At 39.5% G+C, this 15,297-nt stretch carries 13 protein-coding genes; 3 read left to right on the plus strand and 10 right to left on the minus strand.

Translation table 11 applies throughout. From position 1 onward, the window contains the following. Positions 1-12: 12 nt before the first annotated feature. The 9 genes from EJ995_RS08190 to EJ995_RS08230 form a co-directional block, all read right to left on the minus strand. Positions 13-2,148 carry a DUF349 domain-containing protein gene (locus tag EJ995_RS08190; protein ID WP_126447429.1) on the minus strand — a complete coding sequence of 712 codons (2,136 nt, stop codon included), beginning with the start codon at positions 2,146-2,148 and terminating at the stop codon, positions 13-15. 63 nt (positions 2,149-2,211) lie between these two features. Beyond that, positions 2,212-3,003, minus strand: coding sequence for a shikimate dehydrogenase family protein (locus EJ995_RS08195; protein ID WP_126447431.1), 792 nt, complete (start codon positions 3,001-3,003; stop codon positions 2,212-2,214). Then, positions 2,978-4,021, minus strand: a complete 1,044-nt coding sequence (locus EJ995_RS08200; RefSeq protein WP_126447434.1) for a DUF368 domain-containing protein — start codon at positions 4,019-4,021, stop codon at positions 2,978-2,980. The genes EJ995_RS08195 and EJ995_RS08200 overlap by 26 nt, the downstream gene beginning before the upstream one ends. Then, entirely contained in the window at positions 4,000-4,956 is a 957-nt protein-coding gene (locus EJ995_RS08205) for a DUF368 domain-containing protein (protein ID WP_126447436.1), read from the minus strand. Before EJ995_RS08205 ends, EJ995_RS08200 begins: the two co-directional genes overlap by 22 nt. Before the next feature lie 38 nt (positions 4,957-4,994). Next, on the minus strand, positions 4,995-6,266 hold the full coding sequence (locus EJ995_RS08210; protein ID WP_126447438.1) for an adenylosuccinate synthase: 1,272 nt from the start codon (positions 6,264-6,266) through the stop codon (positions 4,995-4,997). Beyond that, positions 6,266-6,733, minus strand: a complete 468-nt coding sequence (locus EJ995_RS08215) for a Fur family transcriptional regulator (protein WP_126447440.1) — start codon at positions 6,731-6,733, stop codon at positions 6,266-6,268. The genes EJ995_RS08210 and EJ995_RS08215 overlap by 1 nt, the downstream gene beginning before the upstream one ends. A 3-nt stretch (positions 6,734-6,736) precedes the next feature. After that, a complete protein-coding gene (locus tag EJ995_RS08220) occupies positions 6,737-8,938 on the minus strand; it encodes a RelA/SpoT family protein (protein WP_126447443.1) in 2,202 nt (733 codons plus the stop codon). Between the two features lie 110 nt (positions 8,939-9,048). Further along, a complete protein-coding gene (locus EJ995_RS08225) occupies positions 9,049-10,278 on the minus strand; it encodes a CotH kinase family protein (RefSeq protein ID WP_126447445.1) in 1,230 nt (409 codons plus the stop codon). Between the two features lie 83 nt (positions 10,279-10,361). Further along, positions 10,362-11,606 carry a CotH kinase family protein gene (locus EJ995_RS08230; RefSeq protein WP_126447447.1) on the minus strand — a complete coding sequence of 415 codons (1,245 nt, stop codon included), beginning with the start codon at positions 11,604-11,606 and terminating at the stop codon, positions 10,362-10,364. Between the two features lie 162 nt (positions 11,607-11,768). Here EJ995_RS08230 and murA point away from each other — a divergent pair, with 162 nt between their 5' ends. The 3 genes from murA to EJ995_RS08245 all read left to right on the plus strand — a co-directional run bounded on the left by murA (position 11,769) and on the right by EJ995_RS08245 (position 14,689). Then, positions 11,769-13,079 (plus strand): UDP-N-acetylglucosamine 1-carboxyvinyltransferase, encoded by a 1,311-nt coding sequence (murA, locus tag EJ995_RS08235; RefSeq protein WP_126447449.1) that lies wholly within the window; start codon positions 11,769-11,771, stop codon positions 13,077-13,079. 152 nt (positions 13,080-13,231) lie between these two features. Next, positions 13,232-13,843, plus strand: a complete 612-nt coding sequence (locus EJ995_RS08240; protein WP_126447451.1) for a hypothetical protein — start codon at positions 13,232-13,234, stop codon at positions 13,841-13,843. Positions 13,844-13,852: 9 nt separating this feature from the next. Continuing rightward, a complete protein-coding gene (locus EJ995_RS08245; protein WP_126447453.1) occupies positions 13,853-14,689 on the plus strand; it encodes a hypothetical protein in 837 nt (278 codons plus the stop codon). Positions 14,690-14,697: 8 nt separating this feature from the next. Here EJ995_RS08245 and EJ995_RS08250 read toward each other — a convergent pair whose 3' ends face one another. Next, on the minus strand, positions 14,698-15,291 hold the full coding sequence (locus EJ995_RS08250; RefSeq protein WP_126447455.1) for a pseudouridine synthase: 594 nt from the start codon (positions 15,289-15,291) through the stop codon (positions 14,698-14,700). Positions 15,292-15,297: the final 6 nt, after the last annotated feature.

Genomic DNA, 15,297 nt, shown 5'->3' on the forward strand with positions numbered 1-15,297 from the left:
TTTGATAAAGAATTAATTCTCTTCTTGTTCGTCATTCTCCGTTTCAGTTTCAGGCGCGTTGTCTTTTTCTATCTGGCGTTGTAGAATATTCAACTGCTTTTGCTTTTCCTTGATCACATCCAGCTCTTTTTGAAGAGCGTCAATATTCTTGCGCTGTTGGATAAGCAGTGGATTCTTATCGTCCTTTGCATTAAAGAATTGCAGATTGTTCTCAAGCTGACGCATCTCGTCCTGAATCTCATCGCGACGCTTGCGCAGGTAGAAACGTTCATTTTTAAAATCTCGTTCTTCACCTTCTTTGAGGCTGGATAACTTGTTCTCGTACTTGATCATTTCTGCATCGACAGCGCTCAATCCAGCTGCCGTCAATTTAGATTTTACTAGCTTGTCAAACTTATCGTGGATATGACGCTTTGAGTGAGGAACGCGACCTATGGTAGCCCATTCATCCATAATGGCTTTTACCTGAGATTGCATGGCGTCTTGATCATCTTGAGGCAACAATTCCTTGAGCTTATCATATACTTTTACTTTCTCCTCAAAGTTTGCAAGCTCCTCTTTGTTCTCTGCTTTTTTCTGGGCGTTTTTTTGATCAAAGAATGCGTTACAAGCTTTCTGGAATCGTTTCCAGATCCTGTCGCTATCCTTCCGTGGCACATGACCTATTTTTTTCCAGTCTGCTTGAATACGTTTCATGATATCCAGCGATTCCTGAAAATTCTCTGAATCTTGATGCTGCTCTGCAATGGCAATGAGCTTCATCTTCTTATCAAGATTTTTCTGCTGTTCCTCTTTTAAGGACTTATAGTAATCATTTTTGGCTTTATTGAATTCTCTAGTTGCCGTACGGAAGTTATTCCATACCTGATTATTTACTTTTTTAGGCGCTGGACCAGTTTGCATAAACAGTTCACGCAACGCGTTCACTTCTTTTAAACGTTCTTGCCAATCTTTATGGGACTTAGGCTCACTTTCTACAATGCGCTCAATCTCTGCAATAATGTTCTCCTTAATGACTTGATTCTTCTCAGCTTGTTTATCTCGTTCAGCATAGTATTCTTGACGCTTCTCATGGATCACGTCACTAGCAGCTTTGAATTCATCCCAGATTGGATCTCTCATTTCTTTGGCAACAGGACCGCTGTCTTCTTTCCACATACGGTGTAGTTCCTGCAGCTCACGCAGTGCTTTGTGAATGTCTTGCTCCTCAGCAAGTTCCTTAGCTCTCGCAATAATCTTGTGTCTAAATTCAAGATTACGTTCAAAATCCTTATCGCGTAACTCCTTACTTAAAGAGATGTAGTCATAAAAATTCTGTACATGCAAGCGGTAATCTTCCCAGATGATATTGTAGGCATCATGTGGTATGCTACCCGTGTTTTTCCATTCATCCTGATATTGATTGAATTTTTTGAACGTGGTTCCTATATTCTCTTCTTCATCGATTAGATTCTTTATACCTTCAATGATAGCGCGACGTTTCTCAAGATTACTTTCTTGTTCTTTTCTAATCGCACGCTGGTGTTCACCTTTTTTCTTGCGGTATAAGCTATGTAAGTCGGTAAAAGCCTTACTGTCCTTGTTATTGTATTCAAAAGTTGATCTATCAGCTTCTGGTAAGGTTTCTTGATCAGCGGTAAACCGCTTAAGATCTGCTGCCTTTAGTTCCTCGTCTTTAAGCTTAAATGCCTTTTCAATCTCAATGGCCTGCTTTTTAAAACTATTGATAGGATATTCCTGTATCAATTCTCGCAACTCATCAGATAGTTGAGCAATCGTCAGGTTAGAATAATCCTTTGCTTCTGGAGATTTGGAATTTTCATCTGTAGATACATCTTCCTCTTCATCCTCATCTTCATCTTCTTCGTCAACCTCGACAATAGGATCGTTGGTGGTTTCTACTTTTTTCTTCTCTTCAACAATAGCATCTTCATGTGTGCTTGAATCGTCCACAGGTGCATCGACCTTGTTATTGCCAGGCACGGTTTTCTCGGCAGATTCTGGTTCTACCTCGATGTGTTCTTCGTTTTTGGCTTTTTCAGATTCTTCGACGATCGCTTTTTCATGCGCGTCTGGTCTGTTGGCTGCCTCTTCTTGAGAGGTTATTTTTCCATCTGCTTTAGGTTGCAGGTTGTCATTCGTTTCCATGGTAAATGGTTTTAAAGGATGGCAAGATAATTAGAATATACACGGTTGCCAATGATCGTCACACTAGTTATTCCACAATTCCCAGGCCTTTTCTGCTTGATGGACAAGCATCTGGTAACCGTTAGAGACTCTGGCGCCATGCTGTAAGCCCAGTTTCATAAATAGGGTAGTAGGTGGATTGTAGACCAGATCAAACAGTACGTGGCTCCCATTTAAATGCTCATAAGGAATTGCAGGTTTACCGCTTACATCTGGATGCGTTCCCAGCGGTGTGGTATTTACAATGAGCCCTATCTGATCCAGCACATTTTTATTAATCGATTTATAATCTATGGTGTGCTCGTCTTGTGGATCGCGACTCACTTTTAAATAAGGAATCGACAGTGCCTCCAGCGTATAAGCAATCGCCATTGATGCGCCACCAGTACCTAAAATAAGCGCGTTACTATTGATAGGCAAGAATGGTTCTAGACCTTTCCCAAAGCCATAGGCATCTGTATTATGACCTATCCACACATTATCCTCAATGGTAATCGTATTGATGGCACCTATTTTTTGTGCCTCGTCACTCACATGGTCCATGATCTTAAAAACACTTTGCTTATACGGTATTGTCACGTTAAGGCCTCTAATGATCTCGTGTTTTCCTTGTGTTGTGCGCTGTCGTTTGTTGTATGTTACGCTTTCGCGAAAGCTAACTAAATCATCCTCGTGCGCTATTTCAAAATTGCGGTAGTGATGATCTTTGAGCCCTAATTCCTCAAATTTATTACTGAAATAAGAGCGTGAAAAGCTATAATCCAGTCGTTCACCAATAAGGCCAAAAATGCTATGCGGGATTTGCTTGATTTCCATAATGATCTAACAGATAAATGATGCCAAAACCTAGTCCAATAACCACGATCGCGATCCATGTGTGCGGTTCCTGCAATGATGGGAAATAACGGGCATAGTTCTCAAGGATGGGATCACCAGCGGCATCCATCATGGTCGTACCATTCTCGGTTACTTTGTAAACCTCTTTCTTCCACGGCCATACAACGCCCAATGAGCCAGTGATAAATCCTATGATACTCGCGTTAGTCTCACCACGGTAATGTTTCATTGTCCAGCCCAATAAATGCGACAGAGTAATCAAACCCACCAGTGATCCTAAAATAAAAACGGCTAGAATTATAAGTAGATCTGTTTGAGTATCGTCATACCACCATTCAAAATTCCAGCTGAAAATCTTGACAATGGCATTGAGAAATGCGTTGATGCTATCGACCATGAGTAATACATAATTGCCTAATAATATAAGCAGAAATGAACCACTCAAACCAGGTATGGCCATACCTGAAATGCTCACCATACCACAAAAGAATATGAAAATCAAGTTGGTATTGGTCGTTGCTGGATCTAGCAACGACGTGCCTATACCTACCACGGCGCCGCCTAACAAAAACATGACCCTGCGACTGGTCCAGTTTTCATAATTGCGAGATAGGTAATATATCGAGCCCAGAATCATCCCAAAGAATAGTGCCCAAACGAGAATAGGGTAGTAGCTTATCAATACATCAAAGCCCAGACTTACCGTGAAGTAACTAATGAATTCTCCCAAAATCAATAGGAACAAAAACCGACCATTCACATACTCATAAAAACTACGGAATCTACCGCCCAACAATAATTGAAATGAGACGCCATTGAGCCGCTGGAAGGAATATAGAAACTCTTCATAAAAACCTGCTACGTATGCTACCACGCCACCACTGACACCAGGAACCTTATTGGCGGTTCCCATAGCCATACCTTTAAGCACTAGAAAGAACTTGTCTGAAAGACTGCGAGTAGGTTGTGGATGTACTATGGTTTTTGACTTGCCCATCGCTCTAAGATAAGTATAAGGGCTAGACCTATCACTGTTAAAACGATCACTAATAATATCTGCGGATCACCATCAAATTGACTTGGTAAAACGCTTCTTTCAAGAAATGGAACTTCTTGACCTTCAGAATTTAATCGGGTAGAGATAACCTCTTTCCATGGCCATAGTTTGTTAAGCGACCCAATCATGAAACCTGTTAAAAGTGCGAGCGTTAAGTTTTCTTTATGTTCAAATAACCACGTTAACGCGCGTGAAAACACCTTAATTCCTAGAATGGCGCCGATACCAATTAGCGCAATGTTTCCTAGATTGGATAACGCTTCTTTCCACTCGCCGGCTGCAATACTTTCTACCAGTCCTGTAATAGAATTGAGAACGGTTTGATAACTACCTAAAAGTAGTAATAAAAATGCGCCAGAAACACCAGGAAGTATCATCGCGATGATAGCAATAAAACCAGAAAATATTAAGTACCACCAACTATCTGGCGATCCCAATGGCTCTGCAATGGTTATATAGTAAGATATTGCCGTGCCGCTTATGATAGCTATAATCACCAGCACATTCCAATGTTTGATCTGTTTACCTATATACCAGATGCTCGCGAGCACTAATCCAAAGAAAAAAGCCCAAACCAGTACTGGATGTTCTTCAAGCAAATAGGTGATAACCTTGGACAGACTCAATATGCTGATTAAAATACCTCCAAAAAGCGCCACGAGAAATCCTAGATTGTATTTTTTGATGGTGGCGTTGAATCCTAATTCCTTGAAATCTTTGAAAATTCCCAGATCTAGATCGTCAATTGTTCTAATCAGCTCTTCATAAATTCCTGTGATAAATGCAATAGTACCACCACTAACGCCAGGTACTACATCTGCTGCACCCATGAGTATTCCTTTTAATATTACGCTTATGTTGCGTGGTAATGCCATGAGAACGACTAGTTATGAAATTGACTTAAAATGAAAATCTACCTGTGGATTGTCTGCGTTCTGTCTGGACCTACACTAACTATTTTGATAGGAATATTGAGTTCTTTCTCAAGAAACGAGATGTAATCATTCAGCTCTTTAGGGAGCTGATCTTCAGATCTTAATTTAGTCAGGTCTTCTTTCCATCCTGGCATCTCTTCATAGATAGGAGTAACGTTCTCTGGCTCGATATTGTATGGTAAATGCTCGATGCGTTCACCTCTATACTTATAAGCTGTTGCGACTTTGATTTTATCAAAACCACTCATCACATCACCTTTCATCATCATTAGCTGGGTAACGCCGTTGATTTCACAAGCATATTTTAATGCAACTAGATCCAACCAGCCACATCGCCTTGCGCGTCCTGTTGTAGCGCCAAATTCATTACCTACACGTGCCATTATCTCGCCGTACTCGTCATCAAGTTCCGTTGGGAAAGGACCACTACCTACACGTGTGGTGTATGCTTTGAATATGCCGTACACTTCACCTATTTGTGTAGGTGCAACACCCAATCCGGTACAAGCACCAGCTGCTGTCGTATTAGATGATGTAACAAATGGGTAGGTTCCAAAATCTATATCAAGTAAGGATCCTTGAGCACCTTCCGCAAGAATAGACTTGCCGCTTCTTTGCGCTTGTTGCAGGTATTCTTCAGAATCTATAAAGGTGAGTTCTTTCAATTCTTTTACAGCTGCAAAAAACTCTTTTTCCAGCTCTTTGAGATCGTATTGTATATCCACATTGTGAAACCCAATCATCGCCTCGTGTTTATCTGCTAGATTGCGGTACTTTTCTTTCCAGGTAGGCAATTCAAGATCGCCTAGACGAATACCGTTTCGGCCTGTTTTGTCCATATAAGTTGGACCTATACCTTTGAGTGTAGAACCAATTTTTGCTTTACCCTTAGAGGCCTCACTGGCCGCATCCAGCAACCTGTGCGTTGGTAGGATGAGATGCGCCTTTCGCGAAAGCAATAACACCTTTTTTATATCCAGATCAAACTGTTTAAGATTGTCCAGCTCTTTCTTAAAAATCACGGGATCAATCACAACGCCATTACCTACCACATTGATAGCTTCCTTGTGAAATATACCGCTGGGAATGGTGTGTAGGACATGCTTGATGCCGTCAAATTCTAGCGTATGACCAGCGTTGGGACCGCCTTGAAATCTGGCAATGATGTCATAGTTGGAGGTGAGTACATCAACAATTTTTCCTTTTCCCTCGTCGCCCCATTGCAAGCCGAGCAATAAATCTACTGCCATTATGTGTTCTTTTCGGTTGTGTTTTTAATACCGTAAAAGTATAAAGAATGATTGGTTATGGTTACATCAAACACCTCTTCAATCGTCTTTTTTATCGACTCGATTCTAGGGTCGCAAAACTCAATTACTTCATGAGTATCATTAAGTATCAAGTGGTCATGCTGGCGATCAAAATAAGACTTCTCATAATGTGCTTGATTTTGACCAAATTGATGACGACGCACCAGTCCACAATCGAGTAACAATTCAATTGTATTATACAGCGTGGCGCGGCTCACGCGGTAGTTCTGGTTCTTCATTTTGATGTACAAAGATTCTACATCAAAATGTTCTTCACTCGCATATATCTCATCAAGAATAGCATAACGCTCAGGTGTTTTACGGTGCTTGTTATCGTTCAAAAACTGGGTAAAAACATTGCGTACAATTTCCTGTTCTTTCTCTAGATTGTTGATAATTTCTTTCATGAATTAGGATCTTGTAACGGTATCGATACCATTTAATTTATTGAGATTTTGCATGAGCTTTGTCAGCATACCACTATTGGGAACCACAACGGTTATTTGACCTTTAAAAACACCATCATCACTATTAAAACTAATGTTGCGTATGTTGACATGCATATTTTGAGAAATGAGCTGTGTGATCTCCTGTACTAATCCCATGCGATCTAGACCTGTCAGATGAATATCTGCCTTGTGCTCTTTTTGTGTACTATCAATCCATTTTGCACTGATGATTCGGTAGGCAAACTTGCTTTGCAAACTTATGGCATTAGGGCAATTTTTTTTATGAACTTTAATGCCATCACTTACGGTGGTAAAACCAAAAACAGGATCACCTGGAATAGGATTACAACATTGCGATAAGGTATAATCCAATTGGGATTCCTCTTTACCGAAGACCAGTTCATCATACTTTTGAGTAACCTCATCCTTATGCAAGTCCACATTCTCTGGTGCCTTGCGTATTTTATTTTTGAAAAAGGAATACAGTGCATTGCTGCGACTGTTTGCATAGTCCTTGATCATTTTATTGTCAATGCTACCTATACCAACGCGATAAAATAAATCCTGACTCGTTTTGAGTTTGAAAAATGTCACCATCTGATTGACGGTATTCTCGTCAAGCGGTATTTTTTGTGACTTGAGCTTGCGCATCAAGATCACTTTTCCTTCTTCAGAAATTGATTTTTGATCTTCCTTGAGCGAGCTCTTGATTTTTGATCTTGCTCTTGCAGTCGTTGCATAATCCAACCAGTTTTTAGTTGGTTTTTGATTGTCACTGGTGATAATATCTACCTGATCACCGCTATTGAGCGTGTGAGATAATGGTATCAGCTTACCATTGACTCTAGCGCCACGAGTGTGAAGACCAACTTCTGTATGAATAGCAAAAGCAAAATCAAGTGGTGTAGCGCCTTTAGGTAAGGATTTGAGTTCGCCCTTAGGTGTAAAAACAAAGATTTCCTTACTATACAAGTTGAGTTTGAATTGCTCTACAAAATCGACGGCATTAGTCTCTGAGTTTTCAAGCGCTTCTTGTAGCCTATTGAGCCACTCGTCCAAGCCATCTTCCTTGCTGCCTTGTTTGTATTTGTAGTGTGCTGCATATCCTTTTTCTGCGATCTCGTGCATACGCTCACTGCGTATCTGGACTTCTACCCAATGACCATCTGGTCCCATGACAGTTATATGTAGTGCTTCATAACCAGTGGATTTAGGTGAGCTTATCCAGTCGCGCAATCGCACTGGATTAGGCCTGAAGTGATCTGTAACGATACTATAAATCTTCCATGCTAGGAATTTCTCGTTGGCACGATCACTGCGAAAAACGATGCGCACCGCAAACTTGTCATAAACTTCTTCAAAAGCAACATTTTGCTTGAGCATCTTGCGACGTATGGAGAAAACTGACTTAGGTCTTCCCTGAATTTTATATTCCAGTCCTTCTCTAGTCAAGCTCTCATCAATAATGTTACTGAATTGCTTGATGTAAGCATCTTGTTCCTCTTTACTATCAGCAATAGATTTTGTAATGTCCTGAAAAACCTCAGGCTCTGTGTATTTCAGGCCTAGATCTTCAAGCTCTGTCTTGATATTGTATAATCCTAGACGATGTGCGATGGGCGCATATATATACAGCGTCTCACTAGCTATCTTCACCTGTTTATGAGGTGGCATGCTGTCCATGGTTTGCATGTTGTGCAGACGGTCAGCAATCTTGATGATGATCACACGGACGTCTTCATTGAGCGTCAAGAGCATCTTACGGAAGTTCTCTGCCTGTGACGAGATATCGGCCTCATTTTTAAGGTGCGAGATCTTTGTCAAGCCATCAACAATGCGGGCAATGGTGACATTAAAAAGTTGTTCAATATCTGCCAGCGTGTAGGCCGTATCTTCAACCACATCATGAAGTAGGGCAGCGGCTATGGCTGTGGCGTCTAGGCCTATTTGTTTTGCAACAATTTTGGCGACGGCGATAGGATGAAAAATATAGGCTTCTCCAGATTTGCGACGTTGTGGGCTGTGCGCCTCGACGGCAATATCAAACGCCTTGCGTATAAGAGCCTTGTCATCGTCACTAAGCGCCTGATAACTTATACGCAAGAGTTCCTTGTACTCCTTGGCAATACGTTTATTTTCTTCCTTGACGGCAACTGTACTCATACAGTAAAGTTACAGCAGTTTCAAGGATAAATCAATAGGCGATGCACTCAATGTTGGTGGGTTTGTTACGCTTTCGCGAAAGCGTAATTCTTAAAATCCATATGGTAAACTTATTGCACAGAAATAGTATCCTGTTTAATTACAAATTCCTCATTGAGGTAGTCCATGCGTTGCGAAAGCCATTGTTTAAGATCTTCTACATACTCCATGTATGTTGTAAAAATGACTCTATTAGGCCAGGTCTCTCGTGCCATCATGTGGTACTTTTTATGATTGCTGATGACAGTGGGCTCAATAATTGCAGCTTGATTATCTAGGAAGGATAATAGGCGATCTTTTTGCTCATAAAAATAGCTATATCGCTTCTTGCGCAAGGCAATAAACTCTGGATCTTCTAAGATATACTTGAGCCATTCATTATCGTCCAGTAGGTAACCTTCGATTTCATAATTATCACTGTAATTAATATTTCCAAAGCCTATATCAAAATCCCAAACTGGACCAAATTTCAATTTTCCACCTGGCTTGTAGGTAAAGTAGACACTTGAATAAAAGTTGGCATCTTGATTACGTGATATCTCTTGAAGAATGTACCAATCCACCAGCGTCTCCATATCTACATACTCCTTATAAGTGCTGTAATCATTTTCATTTGAATTGAAGAAAGCCTGCTCTGTGTCTAGTATAAATTGCTTGACATCTTTGAACTCTTGATCGTCCACTGTAATGTCAGGTTCTTTGATTTTAATTGTATATTTCTTTGTGTAAATGGAGGCGTCATCTGGTTTTAATCGCGACACGTGATCTAATTCAAGAAGGTATCCATTATCCTTGGTAATTCTGTTTTTCTGGAGTTCTATCTTTTCTGTTACCAGGAACAATCCATGCCAGTCGCCATCTATATTGACATTAAAAAATTGACTTTGAGGAGTGTAGGATAGTTTGCTCATGCGGCTCATCTCAAACGCCAGACTATTGCGCAACATGGTTTTATCATAATAATTTGCCAGTAGAATCCATTTTTTGGCGGGCGGCATGTTGCCTATCGCATTAGATTTATCCAGCTTCATTTGATAAGGCTTCTTTGGTGCGAGCCATGTACTGTGCCCGCGATGTCTTATTTTACCACCCAGCACTGTATTACTCAAGAATGCTTCGGGATTTTCTTGTACCGTAATTACTGTATAATCATCACGAGCAATACTATCTTGAATGTTAACTTTATGAATATCAAGCGTTGGTATAGACTTACCTGGCGTGGATAGCAATATAATTGCGGCTACCACTGCGGTGACAACTATAGCCACAGTACCTAAAATAATCAATTTTCCTTTTTTCATTCAGACTGTTTCTGCTTTCATGTAGATGAGGATAAGTCATTTCCTATCTTAAAAGTCCTCATCTGGTAAATTATACTTTATTACTACTCATTTACAAATTCATTATTTAGATAATCCATGCGTTTTGTAAGCCAATCTTTAAGGTCATTTACTTCTTCCTCGTATGTCATCCGCGCGACTCTATTAGGCCATAATTTGCGCCCCAAAAGATTGTACTTCTTATGATTTCTTTGAGCGTTTTCTTGTAGCATGTTACTGGTGTCATCAATAAATTTAATCAATGCATCTTTCTTACTGTAAAAATAGGCATAGCGCTCTTTGCGCCTGGCTATAAATTTGGGATCATCCATGATATATTTGAGCCAGTCATTACCTTCAAAAAGTAAACCCTCTATCTTGTAGCTATTGCTATAATTGATGTTGCCAAATGCGATGTCATAATCCCAAATAGGCCCTATTTTCAATTTCTCGCCAGGCTGCCAGGTCCAGTAGACGCTGCTATAAAAACTCGCGTCGTTGTTGCGAGAGATTTCTTGAATAATGTACCAATCTACAAAACTATCCATATCTACATAATCTTTATAGGCCGTGTAATTATCTTGTTTAGCATTGAGAAATGCATCCTCAGTTTTCAATAGAAAATCTTCTATTTGTTGATACTCAGGCTCACCTGATACAAGATTGGGTTCTTTTATTTTAAATTGATAATGTTCAGTTTTTACATAAACATCTTCCTCGTCCATCCTGTCTTTAGGCTCTATTTCCAGTAAGAAGGTGTTCTTTTTTGGTATTCTATTTTTTTGCAACTCAACTTTTTCAGTAAGTAGGTAGAGCCCGCGTGAGTCACCATTAAGTGTAACCTCATAAAATTTACTATCAGGTGTAAATTCTAATTGACTTAATCTGCTTAATTCAAAGGCTAGACTATTGCGCAGCATAGTCTTGTCATAATAATTAGCAAGTAATATCCATTTTTTGGCTGCTGGAATTCCTGCAATGGATACTGATTCATTCAGTTTTATTTGATATGGTTTTTTGGCAGTTTGCCAAGTTGTGTTACCGCGACCTCTTATTTTTCCTTCAATAACATTTCCAAAAAGAGCATTTGTTGAGTCTTTGAATGTAAAGACAGTCTCAACATAATCATCCTTGGGCACCACTTCTGCAAGATCAGGATTATCATCATCTATTTGAAAACTTATGTGCCCGATAAAACTATTTGCTTTACTCTTTGCGATTTCTTGTTGCGATATGCAATGTGTTGAGATCGAGGCACAAAACATAAGTAATAGAAGTTTTGATTTGCCGTAAGCTATTTCCTTCTTCATTAATCATTTCATTTTATGGTAAATATAAGATGGCCAATGCAAACTGCGTGTAAGGACGCGCCTTAACCACTGTATGCAATATTGTTGATCATAAATTTTCTTACATACCGTCGTTTAAAAACAATCTACTTATTTTTAAATTTTTTAACCAATCATATTTACATGGGAACATTTATTATAGAAGGCGGTCACCAACTTAAAGGCGATATACAACCACAAGGAGCTAAAAATGAGGCTCTACAAATATTATGTGCAGTATTATTGACTGCAGAGCCAGTGGTGATCAACAATGTTCCAGATATCATTGATGTCAATAAACTCATCGCATTACTCAACAACCTAGGCGTGCGCGTTACTAAAAATGGTACGGCATCATACACCTTTCAAGCAGATGAGGTAAATCTCGATTTTTTGCAATCAGAGGATTACAAAATTCAAGGACGTGGACTGCGCGGTTCTATAATGCTGGTTGGGCCATTATTGGCACGTTTTGGAAAAGGATACATACCACGACCTGGTGGTGATAAAATAGGTCGTCGCAGGCTGGACACACACTTTGAAGGCTTCATCAAGCTGGGCGCAACCTTTAGATACAATAAGGAAGAATATTTCTATGGAGTAGAAGCAGACAAGCTTACAGGCGCACAAATGCTGCTGGATGAAGCATCTGTTACTGGTACGGCAAACATCGTTATGGCTGCGGTACTTGCATCTGGCACGACTACTATTTATAATGCCGCGTGTGAACCATACTTGCAGCAGCTGTGTAAAATGTTGGTGCGCATGGGTGCCAAAATCGAAGGTATAGGATCTAATTTGCTCACTATTACAGGTGTCAAAAAGCTAGGTGGAACTACACATTCCATTTTACCAGATATGATTGAGATAGGTAGTTGGATAGGACTTGCTGCTATGACCAAAAGTGAGATCACCATCAAGAATGTCGCTTATGATGAGTTGGGAATTATTCCTGCAACCTTCCGCAAATTGGGAATAACTATAGAGCGCAAGGGCGATGACATCTACATTCCTGCGCATACTGATGGATATGAGATACAAAATTATATTGATGGGTCCATCCTGACGATCTCTGATGCGCCATGGCCTGGTTTTACACCAGATCTCCTGAGTATAGTTTTAGTCGTTGCCACACAAGCACGTGGTAGTGTTCTCATACACCAGAAGATGTTTGAAAGCCGTTTATTCTTCGTGGATAAACTCATCGATATGGGCGCCAAAATCATTTTATGCGATCCACACCGTGCGAGCGTTATAGGTCATGATTTTGAGTCTAATCTTAAGGCAACCACCATGACATCACCAGACATACGTGCTGGAATTTCTCTATTGATTGCTGCATTGAGTGCCAAAGGTACCAGCACCATTCATAACATTGAGCAGATTGACCGCGGTTATCAAAATATTGATACGAGACTGCAACGTATAGGAGCAAAGATTCAGAGATTGAGTTAGGTTGCGATTATGTTGCAGTTGGGTTGTTGTGATTACGCTTTCGCGAAAGCATAATCACATAGAAGAATTTCAACTATTGACATTTTTAGTGATCAAAAGCTAAATAAACACGCTTACCGTAAGTTAGGCAAGGAATTTGCTACCTTTAGAATATGAAACGATCACTATTAATCGCGTTTTTACTTATCGCTTTTTGCGCACAGGCGCAAGAAACGTCAAGATCATCAACTCGCAAGATTGATCCTGTACCAGAAACTGAAGAAGGTGGCTCGCTATTATTTCCTAAGAAGAAAGAATCTACACCTATTTACAAAAGACCTAGTACCAAACCAATGGTCAACATGCGTACGGAGCGCGAATTGTTGGATCCTGGAGTACAATTTACCCAACAGAAATTCTTTAAGGATGAAGGTAATAGTATAGGTTTTAAAAGCGATACGTTTTTAGGAGAAATACGTACTGGTGAAGCCGTTCTTGAAATGGTATGCCGAGATCATAAGGCACAAGATGGAGATCGAGTACGCGTGTGGATCGATGATAAGATGGTGGTCAAGGAAATCTATTTAACCAACGCCTTTCAAGGATTTAAAATAAATCTAAAACCAGGTTTCAATAAAATTGAGATTGAAGCGCTCAACCAAGGACTTTCTGGACCTAATACTGCTGAGTTTAAGGTCATGAATGAAAAAGGTGAAGTCCTTTCTAAAAATGTCTGGAATCTTGCTAGTGGCGTACGAGCAACTATGATAGTGATCAAGAGTTAAATAGGTTAGATGAAGCTTTATCTTTCCATTCTAACACTGGTATTTTCAACAAATCTTCTTCCTTCTCAAATTCCTGTCGAAACTTATCGGGAAGAAATCTCATCTCTAAACGGTGACCAAGAAATATTCAATTATTGGAAAAAACTAGAAGCCGTTGATCAAGAAATTCTTGTGAATTTGACAGATGTAAGAAAGGCAGACAGCCTTTCTATAGATCAAATGATTCGCACTGCACTGGTTTTTGAAATTCACGGAACTAATAAGTACACAAAATACAACAGTGTTCCCATTATTAATCTATCACATAATTATGTAGGGTCAAGTCAGCTTGCTTTCTGGCCAATTATTGAAAGATGTTCAGAAATCGGTGGCGTGATTGATACTATTGGTGGTGAGTATCCTGCATACGTTCTAGAAAGTGTCTCATTGACGTTTTATAACTATTCTTTATTTGCACAAGAATCAAAATATCCTGAATTATTAGAACACCTATCACATGAGCATACAACTAATGTTGTTGCTGAATTAGAAGAATCGTTTCAAACTCAAAGAACCTTATCAAATTTGAGATTAATTGAAGTCATGAATTCATGGTATAATCAATCGTATAAAGAAATTGATAGATCTAAAACTTTTTCTCTAGTAGAGATGTCTGACGGCAAAGTGTACATCAATCATCATGGTCGTTTCCAACAATTAGATCTCATTCAAGGACTGCATGATTCACAGACTTATAGAATTGTCAATGAACCTTTTGGCTGGAGTTACATTTATAGGAACGATGGCTCCTTATCACTTGTTGATAAAGATGGATCAATACTAATGGAATATACTATTGCAGATTAGATCAAACTTTATAAGCTAATATCATTCACTTGCTGTTGAGTCAATTCAATCACATCACCACTTTTCATAGATCCAGTTTTTAAATTACCAATACGCACTCTTGCCAATCTCAAAGTAGGAAAACCAACTTTAGCAGTCATTTTACGTACTTGTCTAAATTTCCCTTCGGTCAATGTGATGCTTATCCAGCTAGTAGGACCATGCCTTTCATCCCTAATTTTTTGTCTTGTCGGTGGTAAATTTGGATCTTTCCCTATAATGCGCGCTTGACAATTCGTTGTTTTGTAATCATTACCATTGATACTAATAATTAATCCATTTTTTATTTTTTCAATCGCGTCATCCGTAATTTGTCCATCTAATTGAGCGTAGTATTCTTTCTCTGTCTTATCAGTTGTATTAATCTTATAGCTTAAAGAGCCATCGGTTGTGATAATGAGTAAACCTTCGCTGGTCTCATCTAGTCTGCCTACCGCCATACTATTTGTAGGGAAATCAAACAGCTCACTCAAAAATCGCTTGTTTTTTTGATGCCTGTCATGTGTGATGAACTGACTCAACATTTTATAGGGTTTGTAGATTAAAAAGTGCTTATGCTGCATGCAATT

The sequence above is a fragment of the Nonlabens ponticola genome (assembly GCF_003966335.1).
Lineage (GTDB): Bacteria > Bacteroidota > Bacteroidia > Flavobacteriales > Flavobacteriaceae > Nonlabens > Nonlabens ponticola.